This is a genomic window from Streptomyces sp. NPDC005722 (assembly GCF_040630935.1).
Lineage (GTDB): Bacteria > Actinomycetota > Actinomycetes > Streptomycetales > Streptomycetaceae > Actinacidiphila.
Genome location: NZ_JBEXYN010000013.1, coordinates 136,505 through 153,995 on the forward strand (window position 1 = coordinate 136,505; position 17,491 = coordinate 153,995).

Annotated in this window: 20 protein-coding genes and 2 tRNA genes; 15 read left to right on the forward strand and 7 right to left on the reverse strand. The window is 70.7% G+C overall.

What is annotated here, in order from left to right:
- From ABZ479_RS17655 to ABZ479_RS17680, 6 genes are all read left to right on the forward strand, one after another.
- Positions 1-279 (forward strand): tetratricopeptide repeat protein (locus tag ABZ479_RS17655; RefSeq protein WP_500462442.1); only part of this gene is annotated, 279 nt, incomplete at its 5' end.
- A gap of 1,079 nt (positions 280-1,358) precedes the next feature.
- Complete coding sequence (locus tag ABZ479_RS17660; RefSeq protein ID WP_500462443.1) at positions 1,359-1,766, forward strand: hypothetical protein; 408 nt, start codon at positions 1,359-1,361, stop codon at positions 1,764-1,766.
- A gap of 446 nt (positions 1,767-2,212) precedes the next feature.
- Positions 2,213-2,923, forward strand: a complete 711-nt coding sequence (locus tag ABZ479_RS17665; RefSeq protein WP_500462444.1) for a hypothetical protein — start codon at positions 2,213-2,215, stop codon at positions 2,921-2,923.
- A gap of 245 nt (positions 2,924-3,168) precedes the next feature.
- The gene (locus ABZ479_RS17670; RefSeq protein ID WP_500462445.1) at positions 3,169-3,969 is read left to right on the forward strand and encodes an NsdA family TPR-like regulatory protein; all 801 of its coding nucleotides are present in this window, start codon (positions 3,169-3,171) and stop codon (positions 3,967-3,969) included.
- 740 nt (positions 3,970-4,709) lie between these two features.
- Entirely contained in the window at positions 4,710-5,642 is a 933-nt protein-coding gene (locus tag ABZ479_RS17675; RefSeq protein ID WP_500462446.1) for a hypothetical protein, read from the forward strand.
- Between the two features lie 93 nt (positions 5,643-5,735).
- The gene (locus ABZ479_RS17680; RefSeq protein ID WP_500462447.1) at positions 5,736-6,563 is read left to right on the forward strand and encodes a hypothetical protein; all 828 of its coding nucleotides are present in this window, start codon (positions 5,736-5,738) and stop codon (positions 6,561-6,563) included.
- Between the two features lie 154 nt (positions 6,564-6,717).
- Here ABZ479_RS17680 and ABZ479_RS17685 read toward each other — a convergent pair whose 3' ends face one another.
- The 4 genes from ABZ479_RS17685 to ABZ479_RS17700 all read right to left on the reverse strand — a co-directional run bounded on the left by ABZ479_RS17685 (position 6,718) and on the right by ABZ479_RS17700 (position 9,425).
- A complete protein-coding gene (locus ABZ479_RS17685) occupies positions 6,718-7,260 on the reverse strand; it encodes a DUF2218 domain-containing protein (RefSeq protein WP_500462448.1) in 543 nt (180 codons plus the stop codon).
- 93 nt (positions 7,261-7,353) lie between these two features.
- Positions 7,354-8,145 carry a hypothetical protein gene (locus ABZ479_RS17690; protein ID WP_500462449.1) on the reverse strand — a complete coding sequence of 264 codons (792 nt, stop codon included), beginning with the start codon at positions 8,143-8,145 and terminating at the stop codon, positions 7,354-7,356.
- Positions 8,142-8,699 (reverse strand): SigE family RNA polymerase sigma factor, encoded by a 558-nt coding sequence (locus ABZ479_RS17695; protein WP_500462450.1) that lies wholly within the window; start codon positions 8,697-8,699, stop codon positions 8,142-8,144. Before ABZ479_RS17695 ends, ABZ479_RS17690 begins: the two co-directional genes overlap by 4 nt.
- A 30-nt stretch (positions 8,700-8,729) precedes the next feature.
- Positions 8,730-9,425: a hypothetical protein gene (locus ABZ479_RS17700; protein WP_500462451.1), complete on the reverse strand. Its 696-nt coding sequence runs from the start codon at positions 9,423-9,425 to the stop codon at positions 8,730-8,732.
- A 640-nt stretch (positions 9,426-10,065) separates the two neighbouring features.
- Here ABZ479_RS17700 and ABZ479_RS17705 point away from each other — a divergent pair.
- Both ABZ479_RS17705 and ABZ479_RS17710 read left to right on the forward strand, forming a co-directional pair.
- On the forward strand, positions 10,066-10,617 hold the full coding sequence (locus ABZ479_RS17705) for a DoxX family protein (protein ID WP_499606421.1): 552 nt from the start codon (positions 10,066-10,068) through the stop codon (positions 10,615-10,617).
- Between the two features lie 181 nt (positions 10,618-10,798).
- The gene (locus tag ABZ479_RS17710) at positions 10,799-11,044 is read left to right on the forward strand and encodes a DUF8825 domain-containing protein (RefSeq protein WP_500462452.1); all 246 of its coding nucleotides are present in this window, start codon (positions 10,799-10,801) and stop codon (positions 11,042-11,044) included.
- Here the strand turns inward: ABZ479_RS17710 and ABZ479_RS17715 are convergent.
- The 3 genes from ABZ479_RS17715 to ABZ479_RS17725 all read right to left on the reverse strand — a co-directional run bounded on the left by ABZ479_RS17715 (position 11,014) and on the right by ABZ479_RS17725 (position 13,591).
- Positions 11,014-11,481: a nuclear transport factor 2 family protein gene (locus ABZ479_RS17715; protein WP_500462453.1), complete on the reverse strand. Its 468-nt coding sequence runs from the start codon at positions 11,479-11,481 to the stop codon at positions 11,014-11,016. The two genes, ABZ479_RS17710 and ABZ479_RS17715, sit on opposite strands and share 31 nt — an antisense overlap.
- Before the next feature lie 174 nt (positions 11,482-11,655).
- A complete protein-coding gene (locus tag ABZ479_RS17720; RefSeq protein ID WP_499606424.1) occupies positions 11,656-12,318 on the reverse strand; it encodes an NAD(P)H-binding protein in 663 nt (220 codons plus the stop codon).
- A 28-nt stretch (positions 12,319-12,346) separates the two neighbouring features.
- Positions 12,347-13,591 (reverse strand): amidohydrolase family protein, encoded by a 1,245-nt coding sequence (locus ABZ479_RS17725; protein WP_500462454.1) that lies wholly within the window; start codon positions 13,589-13,591, stop codon positions 12,347-12,349.
- A 213-nt stretch (positions 13,592-13,804) separates the two neighbouring features.
- Here ABZ479_RS17725 and ABZ479_RS17730 point away from each other — a divergent pair.
- The 7 genes from ABZ479_RS17730 to ABZ479_RS17760 all read left to right on the forward strand — a co-directional run bounded on the left by ABZ479_RS17730 (position 13,805) and on the right by ABZ479_RS17760 (position 17,489).
- Positions 13,805-13,877: transfer RNA gene (locus ABZ479_RS17730), tRNA-Thr, on the forward strand.
- A 46-nt stretch (positions 13,878-13,923) separates the two neighbouring features.
- Positions 13,924-13,996: transfer RNA gene (locus ABZ479_RS17735), tRNA-Met, on the forward strand.
- Between the two features lie 88 nt (positions 13,997-14,084).
- Positions 14,085-14,249 (forward strand): 50S ribosomal protein L33, encoded by a 165-nt coding sequence (gene rpmG, locus ABZ479_RS17740; RefSeq protein WP_004571794.1) that lies wholly within the window; start codon positions 14,085-14,087, stop codon positions 14,247-14,249.
- A gap of 99 nt (positions 14,250-14,348) precedes the next feature.
- Entirely contained in the window at positions 14,349-14,801 is a 453-nt protein-coding gene (locus ABZ479_RS17745; protein WP_500462455.1) for an FAS1-like dehydratase domain-containing protein, read from the forward strand.
- Between the two features lie 4 nt (positions 14,802-14,805).
- Positions 14,806-15,240 carry a MaoC family dehydratase gene (locus ABZ479_RS17750; protein WP_500462456.1) on the forward strand — a complete coding sequence of 145 codons (435 nt, stop codon included), beginning with the start codon at positions 14,806-14,808 and terminating at the stop codon, positions 15,238-15,240.
- Positions 15,241-15,384: 144 nt separating this feature from the next.
- Complete coding sequence (locus tag ABZ479_RS17755) at positions 15,385-15,948, forward strand: TetR/AcrR family transcriptional regulator (protein WP_500462457.1); 564 nt, start codon at positions 15,385-15,387, stop codon at positions 15,946-15,948.
- Positions 15,949-16,031: 83 nt separating this feature from the next.
- Positions 16,032-17,489: a DHA2 family efflux MFS transporter permease subunit gene (locus tag ABZ479_RS17760; RefSeq protein ID WP_500462458.1), complete on the forward strand. Its 1,458-nt coding sequence runs from the start codon at positions 16,032-16,034 to the stop codon at positions 17,487-17,489.
- Positions 17,490-17,491 lie beyond the last annotated feature (2 nt).

The following is a 17,491-nucleotide window of genomic DNA, read 5'->3' on the forward strand; positions in this document are numbered from 1 at the left end:
GCCACCGCCCTTGCCATCCGACTGGCCGAGCTCGGCGAGAGGGAGCAGGCCCGCGCCCTCGCCGAGGACACTCTGACGCGGCAACGCCGCGTTCTGGGCGACGACCACACACACACCCTGATCACCGCCTCCAACCTCGCCATCCGACTGGCCGAGCTCGGCGAGAGGGAGCAGGCTCGTACCCTCGCCGAGGACACCCTGACCCGGCAACGCCGCCTCCTGGGCGACGACCACACCCACACCCTGGCTACCGCACGCCTGCTCGAAGACCTCAACTAGAGCCGGATCCAGAGGACGAGGCGGCGCAGCGGCAACCTTGGGACTGGGATCCGCGGGGAGAACCACTTCCGCGTTGCGTGCCCATGGGCCATTCGCGGTTCGGCCGACTCTGTCGCACGTAGTCAGGACCCACGACTGTAGGTCCACGGGATCCGATCACGGCGGAAGGCATCCGTCTTGAAAACCGCCGTGCAGTGCGTCGGGGGATCAAACAGGGAGCCACACGCGTAGGTCTCCACCGGTCAGCCTTGGACAGTGGCGGACGCCTCACAGCCCTGGGTGTGGGTCAGCTGGTTGGGAGAGACCACTGGGCGCAGTAATCGCGTTCGGGACGAAGAGGCCAACGCCGGGCTCGTGGAGCAGATGGGGAGATGCTGCCGAGTAGTCGGTCGCGGGCGCCTCGTGTCAGCGGTCATGTAATTCCCCAGGAGCTTCATGATCAGCGCCACGTAATTCCCCACTTGGGCTGAGGCCGTGACGGGCTACCCGACGGCTGAGCCTGCCGTTGGTTGGTCAGTCAAGGGCGCTTTCGGCGGCGCTCCGCACTGGCCTTGCGGCCACCCTGAACAGCCTGAACGACGGTCTGGCTATCGGGCGGCCGAGGAATCTCTGGCGCCCTGGGGATGCCGACACGCGTTCATCGTCCCCATATCCACGGCGGTTGCGACGCCGAGTCCTGGTGGCCCATTACGTGACGTTCGGGGTGGGGAATTACGTGACCGATGGCACCCCCGATCCCCAGATGTCCCCCAAGAGGGGGTCAAGCGCGGAGATTCGCAGGCCAGAAGGTATAGGAAAGGCCCACTGTAAATCCGTCGGCTTAGCCTACCCAGGTTCGAATCCTGGCGCCGCCACAGTGGAAACACAGCCCCTGAGCTGCGGAAACGCAGATCGGGGGCTGTTCTCTTTACTCCGTCGGTGGCGGGCCGCTGTCTCAGTCCGTCCCGTTCTCACACGCTCTCTACCAGCGGTTGTGGACGGGGCGTGGACGGGAACCCAGTCCCCGACCTGCGGCTGTGGGGCATCCGTGGGACGGCGGGCGAACGCACTGGGCAGCGCCCTGGGACTAGGCTCGGCCAGTGGGCAGCCAACAAGCTCAAGAAGGCCGGTTCCTCGGAGCGTTCCGTGAACTCCAGCACGGCGCGGCGGACGGTCCTTCACTACCTGCCGCGGTGCGGGAACGGGGCGAGGAGTACGAGGACGATCTCGTGCGCTACCTCCGCAGTGGGGCGGTCTTGGCCGTCACCACGAGCGCCGTGTATGACGTCCTCAGTCCCGACCGCGCTTTCATCGACGGCCTGAGCCTGCTCACCGATGGGCAGTGGTTTTGGCACACGGATCTCGCCCACTACGTTGAGCGCTACCACGTTGCCGTGAGTGATGAGTTTGTCCAGCATGCGCGACGCCTGGACTGGCGTCCGCCACAGCTGACCGAAGAAGACTTGATCAGGATTGAAGATTCGTTCTTCGAGGACGCCGGCAGCTGACAGCGCACTGGGCGGATCTGACGGGCAGCGCGCGGGAGGGTGAGTCTCTGGCTGCGGCAAGATGGGCGCGTGCTCCCCTCCCGACTGCTGTGGTGTGATCCTCGGCCGATTCCTCGGTTCAACCGTCAGGAACCGGTGACCCAGGTAGTCCGTGATCCCGCCTTTTACGACCCCGTCGAGGAAGACGAGTGCTCACGCTTTCGGTACTTCTGCCAAGTTCACGAGCGGGTCTACTGGCACGAGGCATGCGGGGAAGGTCCACACCTCATCGAACTGCGCTGCGAGCTGCACGGGGCTGAGAACATGTGGCCGCAGCCGCTCATGCTGATGTTCCCCGGCGGGTTCACGCCTGAGTTGAGTGATGCGCAGCTGGCCTGGGTGAGGTCAGACCACGATGCTGACTAGAGGTTCAGTCCGGCGGATCTCCGTGCGGCATCATGTGTGGGGTGAAATCGCCGCAGCCTGATGCACTCATGGCCCTGGTGCGGTCGGAGAAACCGGCCGACGTCGTCCGCGCTGGGGCCGCTTGTCTGGCGCAGATGCTTGATGGTTTCGTCTGGGTCAGCTCGCGGCAGGCGCTGGAGCGGCGGGTCTCGGGGCGCCGCGAGGTGATGGCGGTAGAGAAGAGCAAGTGGAACCGATCGGGACACTTTATCGAGTTCACCGTCGCAAGCCTGACCGTCTTCGACGACGGCTTGGGCGCGTGGCGCCGAGCCAACCCCGAGTTGACCGTTCGCCGCCCCGAGTCCGTTGAAGCGATCGTCTGCGCATCCAGCTTCCTGAACCTGTCCAGCGAATACTCTGTGGCGCTCACCCGTCCCGAGGAGCGACAGGCAAGGCTGGAGCGGTTCGCAGGCCACCTTCGTGACACTGCTCTCCCATGGTTCGCCAGTTCGGCCGACACCGAGCAGATCGCTCGTACGGCGCCTGACGCTCTGCTCACCGCGTGGGGCTTTGCTCAGGATCTGCTCGAGTTCCTCGTCAGTTCCGGTTGTGGGTCGCAGGCGCGTGCGCTTTGGGAGCGGGTTCGGGAACGCAACGCCGATCATCAGCAGGCGTTCTTGGCGGGTCAGAGCATGGCCCGAACGGGAGAGCGGCCGCAGTGGCACACACCCGAAGCTTTGGGATGGAGCGCGTCAGTCCTGAGCCTGCAGTAGACCTGCCTCGCGGGGGCGTGGTCTGAGCTGTACGCGCATCGAAGCCGAGGCGACCGTGCCGTGGCAGCCGTGGGCGTGATTGCCGGACAGCAAGGGCGGCGACGACCCAGAGGCACCCGCCGCCCTTGCTACGACTACAAAGCGGAACCGCTGTGTTCTCGCAGACGGGCAGAGATCTTCGCGTTCGCGGCTTCGTCCCCGCCCTTTAGGAACTTCGCGTACACCCGGAAGAGCACGGCGACGCTGTGGCCGGCACGCTCCGCGACAAGCTGCGGTTCTACGCCCGAGCTGAGCCACGTGGATGGCTCGCCCTGCTCGTGGGCTGCGTCGAGTACGACAGCGGCAACCGGCACGGCGCCGAAGCGACACGGCGGGCCGCGCTCCAGATTGCCCAGGAAGCCGACCATGCCGAGATCGGCGGGTGGGCCCACGAGATGAAGGCGTGGTTCGCGCTGACGACCGGCGACTACCACGGGGTCATTGCCGCTGCGCGGGCTGGAACAGAGGCGGCGGGGAGCCACGGGGTCGCGGTGCAGCTCGCCGCCCAGGAAGCCAAGGCGTCTGCCCGGCTTGGGGACCGCCGGCAGACCGAGGTCGCTCTTGACCGCGGGCGCCGCGTGCTCGAAGGGCTCCCGCACCCGGACAACCTCGACCACCACTTCGTGGTGGATCCGTACAAGTTCGACTTCTACGCGATGGATTGCTACCGCTTGGTGGGCGAGGACAAGCTCGCCCGCACTCTGGCCACCGAAGTGATCCGCACCGGCACGGACTTCGACGGCACCGAGCGCTCCCCGATGCGCAACGCCGAAGCCAAGGTGACCCTCGGAGTCGCCGCTGCGCGGGAAGGCGACCTAGAACAGGCGGTCACCTACGGCGAGGCAGCGTTGAAGGGCGAGCGCCAGTCCGTCCCGTCCCTCATCATGGGCAGCCGCGAACTCGCGGCCGTTGTCCGCAAGCGCTACAGCACCGAGCCAGCCGCCCGGGAGTACCTGACCCACCTACAAGATCTGGGTCGCGCGAAGCCCGGCTTCCTACCTTCGTAGATCGGGCGCGTCAGGACGACGCGCCAGCACGCGGGTGAAGTGACGGGGTCTGTCCTGCTGTCCTCTAAGGTCGTTGACCTGCTAAAACAGCGTCGAAGATGTGTCACGCGACTGTCTCCCCAGTCCCGCCCCAGTTGTTCCAGCATCTTCCGCCGGGTGGCCTGTGAAGCGCACACAGCTCTTGCCGGACACTACCCTTCGCATGCAGCTAAGCGCTCTACGTGTGCGCGATCGCATACAAAAAACATCAGTCGTGAACTCACCACAGCGAGCGGCCACCCGCCCATGGGTTGCCCAGTGGTCTCGCGGGGGGGAGGGACTTCGCCCCACCCCCAAGATGGGCCGCATAGTTGTGCCGTCCACTGTTCCTCGGCGAGCTTCGAAGCGGGCAGACACTCAGGGCCCGTGGCGATCTTCGGTCCTTCTCGTCGTCTGGACGAGGCGTGGACGGTGACTGCGGTTCAGGGCCGTTCGGCAGGCAAAGTTGCAGATCAACGGGGGAGCGAGCGCCAGATTGACGGGAGTCTGTAAATCCGTCGGCTTAGCCTACCCAGGTTCGAATCCTGGCGCCGCCACAGTGGAAACACAGCCCCTGAGCTGCGGAAACGCAGCGCGGGGGCTGTTTTGTTGCCCCGGTGGACGCGGGCTGCCGTCTCTCCGTCTGCCCCCGCACGCCCGCTCCCCGCGGTCGTGGACGGGGCCTGGACGGAATGCTGGGTCCGATGTCTATCGTCGCCCGCATGAAGAGGACCACGCCGCCGCGCCCGCTCGATATCGAAGCGCTCTTCCCGGAACTTGCCGCGCACCGGGGCACGACCACCCGGCTTCACCCGCGGCCGGGCAGGCAAGAGGTGGCGGCGAGTTCCGTGGGCGGTCCGATGTTGTGGCCGGCGGACGAGCCGTGGCCGGTGTGCACCGAGGCTCACGGCCGTGGGCGCGGCCGGCGCCCCGCGGACATCCACCGGGAACGACGAATCCTGACCACCGCGTGGACCCGCCGGGCGGCCCCGGGGCCGACGGACGAGGAACGCGGCCTCCTGCAGGAGTTGCGCCGCCCGCACCGGATCGCGGAAGCCTCCGAAACAGACCCGCTGCCGTTGATCGGTCTGGCGCAGCCGTTCCGGCGGGACGTACCCGATCTCACGGGCGGGCCGGACGACTGCGACCTGCTCCAGGTGTTCTGGTGCCCCTTCGACGCACACGGTCCGGGACGGCACGGCATGCTGCTCGACCTGCGCTGGCGCAGGTCCGCTGAGGTAGGGGAGGTGCTCGCCCTGCCGCCACAGCCGCAGGTCGTCGGCTTTGAGGGATACGTGCCGGAGCCGTGTGTCCTGCATCCGGAACAGGTGGTCAGATACCCCTTCGCCGGTCTTCTCCCGGAAGAACTGTGCGCCCGGATCGACGCCTGGGAAGAGGCCTCGGAAGAAGAGGCCGAGCAGTCTGCCACCGAAGAAGGTGCCGACCCGGTCCGCTATCAGTACGACGTGTCCATCCCACCCGGCTGGCGCGTCGGTGGGTTCGCGTCTTGGCACGTCACCGACCCCTCCCCGGTGGTGTGTTTCACCTGTACGACGCCGACGGAACTCCTGCAGACCCTCGACAGCTCCGAGTGGGACGGCGGCAGCGCTGCAGTAGGACGCCGGATGCCTGCGACCGGACCGAAGCGTCGATGATCGGCAACGGACGCGAGGTCGGCGGGACGAAGGGCATGAACTCGTCAGATAGGCTGCCGCCTCTTCCAACGGCCTTCTCCTGAAGAGGTGTGAATGAGAACTGGCAGACGAATCGCCGCGGTGGCCACGCTCGTGGGGGCGCTGGGGCTCTCGGCGCTGAGCGCGCCGACGGCTCACGCGGCGGACACCGGCATCACCGTGTCGAACATCGTCGTCAACAACGGCAAGCCGATCGTCGTCGGCACGTCGAAGGTGGTGGAGCCGCCCATGCGGTTCAACATCGCGCTGCCTGCCGGGTACAGCACCGCCGACCCCTCCCGCTACGACGCCTTCCCCTTCCTCTACCGCGGGAGCATCAACACGGCGGCGGACAGCGGGGAGAACTTCATCGGGCCAGGCGGCTACACCTGTTACGAGATCGACTCCAAGCACGCTCGCTGCGAGGGCAACCTCTACATCGACCCGGACCCGAGCCAGGAGCACGTCGACTCCAACAGCGACGCCACGACCTGGAAGGTCGGCGTCTCGCTGCGCCTGTGGAAGGCCGGCGGCGGCCTGAAGACCGCGGAGCGGGAGACGCGGTCCACGACCGTCCAACTCAAGCGCGCGGCCAAGGCCACCACCAACGCCGCGCCGGAGCCGGTCACCAAGGGCAAGCCGATCACCGTCACGGGCAAGCTGACCCGGGCGAACTGGAGCACGAAGAAGTACGGCGCCTATAGCGGCCGTTCCGTCAGCCTCCAGTTCCGCGCCAAGGGCAGCGATACCTTCAAGACGGTCAAGAAGGCCACCACCAGCAGCACCGGGGGCCTGAAGACCACGGTCACCGCCTCGGTCGACGGTTACTACCGCTGGGTGTACTACGGCAACTCCACGACCGGCGTGGCCACCAGCGCGTCCGACTACGTCGACGTGCGCTAGGACCAGGCCGGGCGGTTCACCTCACGCTGAGCCCACCCGCGTGCCGACGCGCCGGGTTTGTCGGCGGGAGCCGGCGATCTCGACGTGATGCGAGCGGGCGGCGGTCGTGCGGCCGGCCGTGACGTGTGCCGCCGGCTACAGCGGCTGCCGCGGATCAGCGGTGCCTGCGGGCCTTGCCGCGGCGACCGGCGCGTCGCCGGAGCAGGTGGACGGCCTTGGCCAGGAGGACGGCCAAGAGGGCGCCGAGGGCCCAGTGCTTCCAGGGGCCGGACGTGAGCAGGAGGCCGCCGAGGCCCAGGTGGGCGGCGACGACCAGGACGGCGACGGCCGCGATGCCGAGCTTCGTCCCTCGTCGTCGCGGGCGTGGCGTGGCGGCTGCGGCCGGCTGCCAGGTGACTTCCGGTGCTTCGGGGCCGCCGATCTCCCGCAGCCGTCCGGTGACCAGGTGCTGGATGCGCCGGAGGCTTCCCCGGTCCGCCGCTTCGACGCGGAGCGTCAGGGAGCCGGGCCCGGCCTGCAGGGTGCACCGGCCGCCCTCGGCCTCGATGGTCCCGTGCGTGTCGGACCACGCGGCGTGCTCCTCCTGCTGTGCGGCGGTGCCCGTCACGCCCGTCCGCGTGCGCAGTTGAGCCAGGTACCGGGCCGGGTGCTCCGTGGGGATGCGGCCTTCGGCCCGCTGCGACTGCTCGACGCCCATGACGGGGGAACCCCACCTTCCGTGGCCGGTGTGCCTTGTCCATGAGGACAGGGCGACCGAGCGGAATGTGACACCGGGCTGCGCGCTTCGGGGTCAGCGCCAGTAGGTGTCGTGGGTGAGGCGGTGGTGGCGCCCGTCGTACTGGTCGACGGTGGCGATGGTCCTGCCGTCGGGTATGGCGATCGCCCAGGCGCGGTAGTCGGTGCCGGGGACGGTGACGGTGGGTGCTTTGAGGCTGGTGCCGTCGCTGAAGGTGACGATGCCGTAGTCGACGGCGGCTTCGGGGTTGGAGACCATGAGGCGGGTGCCGGTGGTGCCCTTGTCGTGCAGGCCCCACAGGCCCGTGTCGCCGGAGCCGGCGGGGTCGTGGGCGCCGGTGACGGGCTGGCAGTCGGACCAGGGTCCGCCTTGGTGGTCGATGCGTACGCCGTCGATGTACATGCGCTGGCACAGCAGTGCGGTGCCGGACGCGGGGGTGCCGTCGGGTGCGGTCGGGAGCTCGTAGCCCTCCGGCAGCGTCTTGTGGAACTCCAGCGCCACCGACCAGGGCGTGCCGTCCGTCGTGCCGCCGCCCACGGCCACGGTCACGGGTCCCGGCTTCGCGGTGACCGTGGGGCTCGACGCGGGTGAGGAACGCTGTGCGGGTCCGGCGGGGGGACGGGGGCCGTGGAACGGGAGGGCCAGGGCGACGGCGAGGACGCAGGCCGCACCGGTCACGGCGCCGACCGCGGCGGCGGCGCGGTGGCGTTTCCTGCGGGCCCGCGCGGTGGCGAGGATCCGGTCCACGGGGGCCTGGGAAGAGGGGTAGGCGTTGCGCGACCGGGCGAAGGCGTCGCGCAGCCAGTCCTCTTGGGCGGGGCGTCGTCGGTCGTGGTCGGGAGTCATCGTGCCTCTGCGGGGCGGCTGGGCGGGTGAAGGCGGGCGAGCGTCGTCCGGTTGCGCAGTTTGTCCAGGGCCCGGGAGGCCTGGCTCTTCACCGTGCCGACCGAGCAGCCGAGGACGTCCGCCACTTCCTCCGCCGACAGGTCCTCGCAGTAGCGCAGCACGACGACCGCCCGCTGCCGCTCGGGCAGGCCGGCGAGCAGCCGGGCCAGGGCGTCGTAGCCGTCCACGGCCCCGACACCCGCACCGTCCTCGGGGACGGTGCGGGTGTCGGGCAGCGACGGGAGGAGGAGGTGGGCGATCCTGCGGCGGCGGTACCGGCTGCGGTTGGTGTTGACCAGCGCCCGCCGCACGTAGTGCTCGGCGTGCTCGGGCCGCAACCGCCCCCAGTGCGGGTAGACCTTGGCCAGCGTCGACTGCACGAGGTCTTCCGCTTCGTGGAAGTCCCCGGTGAGCAGGTACGCCGTGTGGGTCAGGGCGCGCCAGCGGGCGGCGACGAACCGGGTGAACTCCGCGTCCGGTCCGTCGTCCTCGGCTCGGTCGTCACGTTGCTGCACGGCAGGAGGTGCCCGTCCTTCTTCCCGGGGTCAGCGCCAGTAGGTGTCGTGGGTGAGGCGGTGGTGGCGCTTGTCGTACTGGTCGACGGTGTCGATGGTCTTGCCGTCGGGTATGGCGATCGCCCAGGCGCGGTAGTCCGTACCGGGGACGGTGACCGTGGCGGCCTTCCGGTGGGTGCCGTCGCTGAAGGTGATGACGCCGTACGCGACAGCCGCTTCGGGGTTGGAGACCATGAGGCGGGTGCCGCTGGTGCCCTTGTCCTGGAAGCCCCACAGGCCCATGCCGCCGGAGCCGGCCGGGTCGTGGGCGCCGGTGACGGGCTGGCAGTCGGACCAGGGGCCGCCCTGGTGGTCGATGCGCACCCCGTCGATGTACATGCGCTGGCACAGCAGTGCGGTGCCGGACGCGGGCGTGCCGTCGGGCGCGGTCGGCAGCTCGTAGCCCTCCGGCAGCGTCTTGTGGAACTCCAGCGACACCGACCAGAGCTTGCCGTCCACCCGGCCCTTGCCGATCAGCTGCGTGACGACCGGGGACGCCTGCTTCTTCGGCGCGGCGACCGCCGCGGCGGCCACGGCGGCGGGTGCGCCGGCCCGCTGCGCGGCCGGGGCCGCCTGGGCCGCCGGGCCCGACGGCGCCGCCACCGCGGTGGCGCCGAGGGACACCGCGCCGATGGCGACGGCCGCGGCGGTCGCGATGCCCGCCTTCCTGGCAAAACTGAGAGCCACGGAGCATTTCTCCTTCGAAGCTGCCGCCCGGCACGGCGCCGGGCGGTCCTTGGCGGCCGGCGCGGTGGGCCCGCGCGCCGGCCCGCGGTGACCACCGGATGCGGCGGCCGCCACGTTGGACGTCCGTTCGTAGGTACTCCCGAATCTGCGCGGAGGGTTGCACGGCCGGACAACTTCGTTCGCAACGACGGGAGTTCAGATCGCAGCCCTGCGGTGACGTCGGGCGGCCGGCGGTCGCTCCGGGCCCGGCCGGGCCCGTGGTCCCGGCCTCCACGGCGGCCGGATCGCCCGCACTCGGTGCGCGGAGCGCCGGCGCCGTCCAATTCGGTCAGCAGGCCGCCGGCGAGCACCACCCGGCCACGATCCGCTCGGCCCCTCCTTCCGCTTCCCGCGCCCGGACGCCCCCGCACGACCGGGCCCCGCGCGGCGCGGCCCCGGTACCACTCAGCACTTCCGATATTTCGGGATGAGATGTACGAAAGAGGGGAAAGTGGTTGAAAGCGGCACACCGTCGCGCACTCCTGGAAAGGGAGGAGGGATGTGCGTGTGATCCGCGATCACTGCACCGACACGCTCCGCTGGTCCCCGGGGATCGGCCGGCACCGCCCGCCGGTGCCCCGGGGGCGGAAGAGGGTTCCCCATGAACTACATAGCTGAGCGATTGCGCGTCCCGCCGCAGACCGAGGACGCCGTGCCGCCGCAGCCGCGGGTGACCGCGGGCGACTGCGGCCTGCTGCTGATCCGGCTCACCTTCGGCGTCCTGATGGCGGGGCACGGGCTGCAGAAGCTCTTCGGGTGGTTCGGCGGCCAGGGGCTCACCAGCACCGGGAAGGGCTTCGAGCAGCTGGGCTTCTCGCCGGGCAAGGTATACGCCGCCATCGGCGGGGCCTCGGAGTTCCTGGGCGGCGTGGGTCTGGCCCTCGGGTTGTTCACCCCGCTCGCCGCCGCGGCGCTGATCGGCGTCATGATCAACGCCATGGTCACCGTGACCGGTGCCCGCGGGCTGTGGGACGAGCAGGGCGGCATCGAGTACAACCTGGCGATCGTCGTCGTGGCCCTGGGTGTCGCCGCCATCGGCCCCGGGCGGCTCGCGCTGGACCGCTGGTTCCGCTGGGGGAGGGGCGGCTGGGCCGACGCGGTCGTCGCGCTCGCCCTCGGCGGCGTGGGGGCGCTGGTCGTCCTGAACCTCTAGGCCAGTCCCCGTAGCGGCGGCACGCATCCGTACGCCGTACGACCCCGGGGCGCGGGGGAGCCCCGGGGTCGTGGGACGTCCGGCGCGGGTGGGACGCGTGGGTGCCCCCGCCGCAAGCTCACCCCTACGAGTGACGCGTGGGGGCGTGCCAAGAAAATCGAACACGTGATTGAATAACGGCATGGCCAACACCGTGTTCCCGCCCGATCTGGTGCAGGCGCAGCGCGAATGGCACCTCACCTACGCGCAGCTCGCCGCAGAGCCGGCCCACGCGGCGATCCTGAGACGACGCCTGCTGTGGCTGTCCTGCCGGCTGTTCTGGCACCCGTACTGGCACACCGGCCCGGGCCGCTCGCCCGCGGCCCGGGTGGAGTTGCGGCAGCAGGCGCGGGCCGCTCAGAACCCGAGGTCGGACAGACCCGGGTGATCGTCGGGCCGCCGCCCCAGCGGCCAGTGGTACTTGCGCTCCGACTCGGCGATGGGGGTGTCGTTGATGCTGGCCAGCCGCACGCGCATCAGGCCCTCGTCGTCGAACTCCCAGTTCTCGTTGCCGTAGGAGCGGTACCAGTTGCCGGAGTCGTCGCGGCACTCGTAGGCGAAGCGGACCGCGATGCGGTTGCCGTCGAAGGCCCACAGTTCCTTGATGAGCCGGTACTCCTGCTCCCTCGTCCACTTGCGGGTGAGGAAGGCGACGATCTCCTCCCGCCCGTTGACGAACTCGCCGCGGTTCCGCCACCGGCTGTCCGGCGTGTAGGCGAGGGACACCTTCTCGGGGTCGCGGCTGTTCCAGGCGTCCTCCGCGAGGCGGACCTTCTCGATCGCGGTCTCGCGGGTGAACGGGGGTGCCGGGGGTTTCATCGGCATGATGTCTCCGTGACGTCGGGGGGATGGCGCCGGCCGTCCCGATACGATCAAGTGCAGCCCAGAGCCGGGCTGATCGCATCTCGGCCGTTCCCCCCTCTACCCGCCCGCCCGTGCCCGCATCCGCGCCGCGCGGAATCGGGGCCACGGCGGGAGGCCGCCCGCCGCGGGCCCGGTTCAGTTGCCGGCGACGTCCTTCACCGCGACCGACACCGGGGTGTGACCCTCGATCAGTTCCAGCGTGAGCCCGGCCGTCGAAGGGGTCTCCAGCAACTCCGCGAGGACCGCCGCGACGTCGTCGCGCGTCACCGAACCGCGCCCGGTCGAGGCGGCGAGCCGGACCCGCCCCGTGCCGGGGTCGTCGGTCAGACGGCCGGGGCGCACGATCGTCCACTCCAGCCCGGTGCGCCGGCGCACCTCGGCGTCGGCGGCGCCCTTGGCCCGCAGATAGGCGGCGAAGACCTCGTCCGTGCCGGGACGTGGATCGGCGTCGGCCCCCATCGCGGAGACCATCAGGTAACGGCGTACGCCCGCGCGTTCCGCCGCGTCCGCCAGCAGTACGGCGGCGTCCCGGTCCACGGTCTCCTTGCGCGCGAGGCCGCTGCCCGGCCCCGCGCCCGCCGCGAAGACGACCGCGCCGGCACCGGACAGCGCCCGGGCCACCTCGTCCACCGACGCCGACTCCAGGTCGAGCACGATCGGCTCGGCGCCGGCCTCGCGCAGGTCACCGGCCTGTTCCGGCCTGCGGATGATGCCTGCCACCTCGTCCTCGCGCGCGGCGAGCAGGCGTTCCAGCCGCAGCGCGATCTGTCCATGTCCACCAGCGATCACAGTGCGCATGCCACCGACGCTACGCCCGGCGTGCCGTTCATGCCGGGTCACGGCGACTCCTCGACTGACGCGGCAGGTCGAGCGCCAGGGTGTCGGTGTACTCGCGTACCGCGCTGGTCCGGGAGACGACCCGCCCCCGGTGGATGACGATCCGGCTGTACGCGAGCGACAGCGCGCTCTCCAGCCGGTCGGCCCGCACCGCGAGCAGTTCGGCGGGGAAGCCCGCCTCCACCCGCACCTCGGGCAGTCCCATGACGGCACGGGCGTCCCTGCTGACCGCCTCGTACGCCTCGCCGGGGGCGCACTCGCCGTGCGAGGCGAGCAGGAAGGCGGCCTCCAGGGGGTCGCCGCGGCCGACGGGGTTGGTCAGGTCGCGCAGGGCGCCGCTGCCCGCGGCGATCCGGACGCCGGCCGCACGCAGCGTGCGCACCGGCGCGGTGCCGCCCCGGCGCACCGACTCCAGCGCGCCGCAGGCGCCCTGGGGGAGGGCGGTCAGCGAGACCCCGGCGGCGGCGAGCTGTCCGGCGAGCCGGACGGTGGTGTCGTACGGCAGCCGGGCCAGGCCCCCGCAGGGGCCGAGGGCGACGCCGGGGCGCAGCCCCCCTGCCATCGCGGCGAGCCGGGAGAGCCGGGCCGGGTCGGCGGCGTCGGTGTGCAGGTCGACGGGGAGGCCGAACTCGGCGGCTACGCCGAGCACGGCCTCCGCGTAGCCGGCCGGGTCGGGGTCGAGGTCGGGGCAGCCGCCCACCACGTCGGCGCCCATCTTGAGGGCGTCGCGGAGCACGGCGAGGCCGTCCGCGCCGGCGGGCCCGGTCAGGACCCGGGGCACGGCCACGGTCTGGACGTCGACCAGGCCGCGCAGCGCGCGCCGGGCCTGCAGCGCGGCTTCCAGGGCGCGCAGCCCCTGGACGTCGCCGATGCGGATGTGGGTGCGGACCGCGGTCGCCCCGTGGCCGAGCTGGTGGAGGGCGCCTTCGGTGACCCTGCGCTGCACGTCCTCGGCGTCGTACGAGGGAGGGCCGGCGGAGCCGGCGGTCAGGGCGGTGTCGAGGTGGGCGTGGGGTTCTGCGGGTGCGGGCAGCAGGAGGTAGCCGCCGAGGTCGACCCGGGTGCCCTCGTGGAGGCTGCCGGCGGTGCCGACGGCCTCGATGCGCGCTCCGGCCAGGCGGACGTCGACGGTGCGGCCGTCGGCGAGGCGGGCACCGCAGAGCAGGAGGGCGGGGGCTGGGGCGGCTTCGCCGAGCGGCGGGTCGGTGGGCTGCTGCGGCTGGCTGTCGGTCATCGCGCTCCTCGGGGCCGGAGGCAAGATCACGCGGTTCCGAGCCTAGGGCGCGCCGCCCGGTACGTCCGGGAAGAGCGAATAGTCGTACTGGTGACGTCAAGTGACGTATGGGGCCGAGCGGCTGGGGCGGCGGAGGTGGGAGGTGGTCCCGCGACCGCCCGCAAGATACGGATTTCACCTTCGGCGGCGGACCGTGTAATGTCTTCCTCGCTCGCCCCAATAGCTCAGTCGGCAGAGCGTCTCCATGGTAAGGAGAAGGTCTACGGTTCGATTCCGTATTGGGGCTCTGATGATCGGATGACCCGCCACCCGGCGGGTGATCTCTTCATCGAAGCGGCGTAGCTCAGTCGGTAGAGCAAGCGGCTCATAATCGCTGTGTCACCGGTTCAAGTCCGGTCGCCGCTACCCCGCGTAGCCGATTGTGGGATCGGTCCTTCAATCGGCTACTCTTTCCGTGTTCAAACCTTATTGCCGTTCGTCAAGGAGCACTCACGTGGCCGCCACCGACGTCCGCCCGAAGATCACGCTGGCCTGCGTGGAGTGCAAGGAGCGGAACTACATCACCAAGAAGAACCGGCGCAACGACCCGGACCGTCTTGAGATGAAGAAGCACTGCCCGCGCTGCAACGCGCACACCGCGCACCGCGAGACGCGCTGACCCAGGCCGTAAGACCCAAAGAGGCCGCCCCTGTCACCGGGGGCGGCCTCTTGGCGTTGGCGGACCCGCCGACGCGCAGACCGAGTTCCGGAGGTGCCGATGGCGCTGGACCAGTCCTTCGTGGGGCGGACGTATCCGCCCACCGCTCCGTACGAGGTGGGCCGGGAGAAGATCCGCGAGTTCGCCGAGGCCGTCGGTGACCCGAACCCGGCCTACACCGACCCCGACGTCGCCAAGGCGCTGGGCCACCCGGACGTGATCGCGCCGCCGACCTTCCCGTTCGTGATCACGTTCAAGGCCTCGGGGCAGGTCGTCCTCGACCCGGAGCTGGGACTGGACTACGACCGTGTGGTGCACGGCGACCAGAAGTTCAGCTACACCCGGCCCGTCCGGGCCGGTGACCGCCTCTCGGTGACGGTCGCCATCGATGCCATCAAGTCGCTCGCGGGCAACGACGTCCTGGACGTCCGCGGCGAGGTCCACGACGAGAGCGGCGAGCACGTGGTGACGGCGCTGATGAAACTGGTGGCGCGCGCGCCGGAGGGTGAGTGAACCGATGACGGCGAAGATCTCCTACGACGAGGTCGAGGTCGGCACCGAACTGCCGGGCGGCTCCTTCCCGGTGGACCGTGCCACGCTCGTGCGGTACGCCGGCGCCTCCGGTGACTTCAACCCGATCCACTGGAACGAGAAGTTCGCCAAGGAGGTCGGCCTGCCGGACGTCATCGCGCACGGCATGTTCACCATGGCCTCGGCGGTGCGCGTGGTGACGGACTGGGCCGGCGACCCGGGCGCGGTCGTGGAGTACGGCGTGCGCTTCACCAAGCCGGTCGTGGTGCCGAACGACGGCACGGGTGCGCTGATCGAGGTCAGCGCCAAGGTCGCGGCCAAGCTGGACGACGACGAGCGCACGGTCCGGGTGGACGTGACGGCCGTCAGCGCCGGCCAGAAGGTGCTGGGCATGTCCCGCGCGGTGGTCCGGCTCGCGTAAGCCCGCGGCGTAACCCGCGCGGCAGGGCCCGCGGGGCAGGCCTCGTGAGGTGGTCCGGCCCCTGCGGCCGTGAGGAGAAGGCGGCGGGCGTTCCCGCCGCCTTCCTCTTGTCCCGGCTTGTTATTGACTGATAACTTACTTCACATGGCAGGCGACGGGATGCGGATGAGCGCGGAGGACCGCCGCGAGGCGGCGGTCCGCGCGGCGATGACGGAGTTCGGCACGGGTGGCTACAACGGCACCTCCACCGGCGTCATCGCCAAGCGCATGGGAGTGTCGCAGCCGTACCTCTTCCGGCTCTTCCCCAACAAGAAGGCGCTGTTCCTGGCCGCCGCGGCGCGGTGCGTCGAGACGATCGAGGCGCACTTCGAGAAGGCGGCCGAAGGGCTGGAGGGGGGGGAGGCGTACGAGGCGATGTGCGGTTCGTACCGGGAGCTCGTCGGGGGCGGCGACGTCCTGCGGATGCAGCTGCAGATGTACGTGGCCGCCGTCGACGACGAGGAGATCCGCGAGGCCTGCCGGCGCGGCTGGCTGGGCCTGTGGGACTACATCACGACGCGTACCGGGGTGGGCGACCGCGACGCGGCGGAGTTCTTCGGCACGGGGATGCTCGTGAACGTACTGGTGGCGCTCGGTGTCCCACAGCACGAGCGCAGTTGGGCCGGGATCGACGGCCTGTACGCGGACCGCTTCCCGGGCAAGGGCTGACGGGTCGCGCGGGTCGGGTCCTTCCCGGGCCCACCCATGTCCCTGAAAGTTATTGATCAATTACTAATCAGGTGGGGGAGTTCATGGCACAGCACCCGACGGAGGCCAGGCGCGGCAGCGTCGTCTGGGCCCTCGTCATCACCAGCGTCGCCGGGTTCATGGCGGCGCTCGACAACCTCGTCGTCACCACGGCGCTGCCCTCCATCCGCGCGGACCTCGGCGGGGCGCTGGAGGACCTGGAGTGGACGGTGAGCGCCTACACGCTCACCTTCGCCGTCCTCCTGATGTTCGGCGCCGCCATGGGCGACCGCTTCGGCCGCCGCCGCATGTTCCTCGTGGGCCTCGGCGTCTTCTCCGCTGCCTCGGCCGCCGCCGCGCTCGCCCCCGGCATGGGCGAACTCATCGCCGCCCGCGCCGTCCAGGGCGTCGGCGCCGCGATCCTGATGCCCCTCACCCTCACCCTGCTCTCCGCCACCGTGCCGCCCGAGCGGCGCGGGATGGTGTTCGGCATCTGGGGAGCCGTCAACGGCCTCGCGGTCGCCGCCGGACCGCTGATCGGCGGCTCGCTCACCGAGCACATCTCCTGGCAGTGGATCTTCTGGCTGAACGTCCCGATCGGTCTGCTCCTGCTGCCCCTCGCCCGGCTGCGGCTCGCCGAGAGCCGCGGCCCCGACCCGCGGCTCGACGCGACCGGCACGGTGCTCGCCAGCGTGGGCCTGTTCGGCATCGTCTACGCCCTCGTCCGCGGCAACGCCGACGGCTGGACCAGCGGTCCGGTCCTCGGCGGCCTCATCGGCGGCGGTGTGCTGCTGGCGGCCTTCGTCCGGCACGGGATGCGGGCCCGCAACCCGATCCTGCCGATGCGGCTCTTCCGCAGCCGGGCCTTCGCCGCCATCAACGCGGCCAGCCTGCTGATGTTCCTCGGCATGTTCGGCTCGATCTTCCTGCTCAGCCAGTTCCTCCAGGGGGTAGCGGGCTACTCCCCGACGGAGGCGGGGCTGCGCATGCTGCCCTGGACCGGCATGCCGATGATCGTCGCGCCCATCGCGGGCTTCCTCTCCGACCGCGTCGGCGGCCGGCCGGTGGTCGCCGCCGGACTCGCCCTGCAGGCGGTCGGCCTCGGCTGGTTCGCCCTGGTCGTCGAGCCGGGCATGTCGTACGCGGCGCAGGTGCCGTCGCTGATCGTGAGCGGCGTCGGGATGGCGATGTACTTCGCGCCGAGCGCCAACATCGTCATGGGCAGCGTGCGGCCGGAGGAGCAGGGGATCGCCTCGGGCGCCAACAACGCCCTGCGCGAGGTCGGCGGGGCCCTCGGCGTCGCGACGCTCGCGGCGGTCTTCTCCGCCCAGGGCGGCTACGAGTCCGGGACGCGGTTCGTCGACGGCCTCACCCCGGCCCTCTGGGTGGGCGCGGCCGCCGTCGCGGTCGGCGCGCTCGCGGCGCTCCTCGTCCCGTCCCGGCGCGTCGCGAAGGCGACCGCCGCAGCGGACGCCGAGGCGGTCCCGGCCCCGGTCGAGCCGCTGGTCGACGCGACGCCCTGACG